Origin of the sequence: Streptomyces africanus (assembly GCF_002150735.1) — a bacterium.
GTDB classification, from domain to species: Bacteria; Actinomycetota; Actinomycetes; order Streptomycetales; family Streptomycetaceae; genus Streptomyces; species Streptomyces africanus.
The window spans coordinates 203-3,831 of the sequence record NZ_MUKA01000123.1; the positions used below are offsets into that span (position 1 = coordinate 203).

Below are 3,629 nucleotides of genomic sequence, written 5' to 3' on the forward strand. Positions count from 1 at the left end.
TCCCGCTGAGCTAATCGCGCGGGTCGGATCCACGAGCAGATCCAGTGGACGATACTGGGATTGAACCAGTGACCTCTTCCGTGTCAGGGAAGCGCTCTCCCGCTGAGCTAATCGTCCTTGGAGGTGGAGACGGGATTTGAACCCGTGTAGACGGCTTTGCAGGCCGTTGCCTCGCCTCTCGGCCACTCCACCAGGAGCGTAGGGCCCGGAAGCCCCGTGTTCCTTCGAGCGGACGACGAGGTTCGAACTCGCGACCTCAACCTTGGCAAGGTTGCGCTCTACCAACTGAGCTACGTCCGCCTGTCGTTTCGGCCCGCTCTCGCGGCCCGGCGACGAGTTGAACTCTAGCGGATTCCGGGGCCAGCACAAAAACGCGTTTGCGCAGCGTGCTGCGCTTCCCCTGCTCAGGACGGTCACAGGGCCTCACGAACGGACATCCGCCGGTCACCCGCGGGACACCCGCCATAGACTCGACCGCGTGCTCGACCTCCCACCCCTCGCCCGTTTCGGCGACCGTGTCGCCACCGGGCTCCTCGACGTCACGGACGATCCCGAAGCCCTGGAATCCAGCGGTTTCTGGGCTGTCTGCGCCGACTTCGAGGGCCGTCTGACCTGCGCACGCTTCCGGGACGTGCGGCAGGCGGCCGTGTCCGCCCCCGTCCCCGGCGCGTGGCGGGGCCCGTCGGCGTGTGGCTGGACGTCGTCGCTCGACCGCGCCGCGTACACGGCGGCGGTGCGGCGGATCCGCGAGCACATCGCGGCCGGCGAGGTCTACCAGGCGAACCTGTGCCGGGTGCTGTCCGCGCCCGTCGCGCGCGGCGCCGACGTGGACGCCCTCACGGCCCTGCTGGCCCTCGGCAACCCGGCACCGTATGCAGGAACGATTCGCCTGCCCGGTCACGGAGTGGAGATCGCCACCGCGTCCCCCGAACTGTTCCTGCGGCGCGAGGGACGCGTCATCGAGTCCGGGCCGATCAAGGGCACCGGCCGCACCGAGGCGGACCTGCTGGAGAAGGACTACGCCGAGAACGTGATGATCGTGGACCTCGTCCGCAACGACATCGGGCGCGTCTGCGCCACCGGCAGTGTGACGGTGCCCGACCTGTGTGCCGTCGAGAAGCACCCGGGGCTGGTCCATCTCGTGTCGACGGTCCGCGGTGAGCTGGGGGAGGGGGCCGGCTGGGCCGAGCTGCTCGCCGCCGCCTTCCCGCCCGGCTCCGTCACCGGCGCGCCCAAGTCGAGCGCGCTGCGGATCATCGACGCGCTGGAGACGGCGCCCAGAGGGCCGTACTGCGGAGGGATCGGGTGGGTCGACGCCGACCGGCAGGCCGGAGAGCTGGCCGTCGGCATTCGTACCTTCTGGATCGACCGGGCCGACGGCATGCTGCGTTTCGGCACCGGCGCCGGCATCACCTGGGGTTCGGATCCCGAGGGGGAGTGGCGGGAGACCGAGCTGAAGGCGGCCCGGCTGCTCGCGATAGCGTCGGAAGCGTATGAGGTGAGTGGAGAGGACCTGACGTGAAGATCTGGCTCGACGGCGGCTTGCAGGACATGGAGTCCGCCCGCGTCTCCGTCTTCGATCACGGGCTGACCGTGGGCGACGGCATCTTCGAGACGGTGAAGGCCGTGGACGGCCGGCCGTTCGCGCTCACGCGGCACCTCGACCGGCTGACCCGGTCGGCGCGCGGCCTCGGGCTGCCCGACCCGGACCACGACGAGGTGCGCCGCGCCTGTGCCGCCGTCCTGGAGGCCAACCTCATGCCGCTGGGCCGCCTGCGCATCACCTACACCGGCGGTCACGGCCCGCTCGGCTCCGACCGCGGCGAGCAGGGCCCGACCCTCGTCGTCGCCCTCGGCGAGACGGCCCGCCGGCCCGACTCCACCGCCGTGATCACGGTCCCCTGGACCCGCAACGAGCGCGGCGCGCTCACCGGCCTGAAGACCACCTCGTACGCCGAGAACGTCGTCGCCCTCGCCCGCGCCCGCGAACAGGGCGCCTCCGAGGCCCTGTTCGGCAACACGGTGGGACAGCTCTGCGAGGGCACGGGGTCCAACGTCTTCGTCGTCCTCGACGGCGAGATCCATACTCCGCCGCTCGCCTCGGGCTGCCTCGCGGGCATCACCCGCGCGCTCGCGATCGAATGGACCGGCGCCGAGGAGACCGACCTGCCGCTGGACGTCCTGGAACGGGCCGACGAGGTCTTCCTGACGTCCACCCTGCGGGACGTGCAGGCCGTGCACCGGGTCGACGACCGGGAGCTGCCCGGCGCGCCCGGCCCGGTGACCGCCAAGGCCATGCGGATCTTCGAGGAGCGGTCCGGGGACGACCTCGACCCCTGACAGCTCCCGCATATTCGGCTGACCAGGGCCGTGGTTGGGGGTAGAACACCCCTGATGACCACGACCCTGCGGCCGACCGAGCCGCTTCAGCAGAACGCCGACGGAACGCGCTCACGCCGCTACCAGGTGTGCGTGAACAGCCGTCCCGTAGGGGCGATACACCTCGGCACGCATCCCGTGTTCGGCGACACCGTGGCCCGGATCATGAAGCTGCGCATCGAGGAACCGGACCGCAGGCGCGGCCGGGGCACGGTGGCCGCGCTGGCCGCCGAGGAGGTGGCGCGCGGCTGGGGGTGTCGCCGCATCGAGGCGACCGTGCCCGCCGACTCCGAGGCGGCGTTCCGGCTCGCCACCGCGCTCGGCTACGTCGTCCGCAACCGCGGCATGGCCAAACCGCTCGGCGACACCCCGCCTCAACTGCCGGAGGGCAGCCGTGCCCGGCCCATGACCGAGGCGGAGTTCGGCCCCTGGCTGGAGAAGGGCAAGCAGGACTACGCGCAGAGCTGGATCGAGCGGGGCGTCCCGGAGGCCGAGGCCCGCGTCAAGTCGGAACGGGACCACGCCACCCTGCTGCCCGACGGCCTCGCCACCCCCGGCATGCTCGTCAGCGTCGTGGAACACGAGGGGACGGCGGTGGGCACGCTGTGGCTCGCCCTGCGTGAGGACAGCGCCTTCGTCTTCGACGTCGAGACCCACGCCGCCCACCGCGGCAAGGGCCACGGCCGCACCCTCATGCTGCTGGCCGAGGCGCAGACGATCGTCGAGGGCCGGCGCACCATCGGCCTCAACGTCTTCGCCGGCAACACCCCGGCCGAACGGCTCTACGCGTCGCTCGGCTACGAGACGAACCTGTACGCGATGTACAAGCCGCTGTTGTAACGGCCCAGCGGCCGGCCCGGCCGGAGCCGGGGGCGGGCGGGTGCGTCGGGTCAGCTCTCCTGCTCCTGCTCCTGCTCCGGCCCGGCCAGCAGCCGGTCCGCGATCTGCTCGATCCGCTCGCGCAGCCCCTCCTGGCTCTTGCCTCCGTCGAGGCGCTCGCCGCCGATGACGTACGTCGGGGTGCCGGTCACGCCGATCGCCTTGCCCTCGGCCTGGTCGGCGTCCACGATCAGGATGTGCCGGCCGTCGATCAGGGCGGTGTCGAACTCCTCGGCGTCCAGGTCCAGTTCGCGGGCCAGCTCGACCAGGAAGGGTTCTCCCTTACGGCCCAGCTCCTCGACCCGCCCCAGGAGCGCCTCGGCGTACTCCCATCCCCGGCCCTGCTCCCACGCCTCCTCCGCGGCCTGGGC

Annotated in this window: 4 protein-coding genes and 3 tRNA genes; 3 read left to right on the plus strand and 4 right to left on the minus strand. The window is 71.6% G+C overall.

Annotated elements, in window-relative coordinates:
• Nucleotides 1-45 precede the first annotated feature (45 nt).
• From CCL05_RS17700 to CCL05_RS17710, 3 genes are all read right to left on the minus strand, one after another.
• Nucleotides 46-117 (minus strand) — tRNA-Val (locus tag CCL05_RS17700).
• 1 nt (nt 118) lies between these two features.
• Nucleotides 119-192, minus strand: a tRNA-Cys gene (locus CCL05_RS17705).
• Between the two features lie 35 nt (nt 193-227).
• Nucleotides 228-300, minus strand: a tRNA-Gly gene (locus CCL05_RS17710).
• 178 nt (nt 301-478) lie between these two features.
• Here CCL05_RS17710 and CCL05_RS17715 point away from each other — a divergent pair.
• Genes CCL05_RS17715 through CCL05_RS17725 form a run of 3 tightly spaced genes read left to right on the plus strand, consistent with a single transcriptional unit; the run spans nt 479 to nt 3,219 of the window.
• Nucleotides 479-1,522, plus strand: a complete 1,044-nt coding sequence (locus CCL05_RS17715) for a chorismate-binding protein (RefSeq protein ID WP_086561474.1) — start codon at nt 479-481, stop codon at nt 1,520-1,522.
• Nucleotides 1,519-2,340 carry an aminotransferase class IV gene (locus tag CCL05_RS17720; RefSeq protein ID WP_086561475.1) on the plus strand — a complete coding sequence of 274 codons (822 nt, stop codon included), beginning with the start codon at nt 1,519-1,521 and terminating at the stop codon, nt 2,338-2,340. The genes CCL05_RS17715 and CCL05_RS17720 overlap by 4 nt, the downstream gene beginning before the upstream one ends.
• A gap of 54 nt (nt 2,341-2,394) precedes the next feature.
• Nucleotides 2,395-3,219, plus strand: coding sequence for a GNAT family N-acetyltransferase (locus tag CCL05_RS17725; protein WP_086561476.1), 825 nt, complete (start codon nt 2,395-2,397; stop codon nt 3,217-3,219).
• A 50-nt stretch (nt 3,220-3,269) separates the two neighbouring features.
• On the opposite strand, the gene CCL05_RS17730 is transcribed toward CCL05_RS17725, so the two are convergent.
• Nucleotides 3,270-3,629: DsbA family protein (locus CCL05_RS17730; RefSeq protein ID WP_086561477.1), on the minus strand; the 360-nt coding region annotated here is incomplete at its 5' end.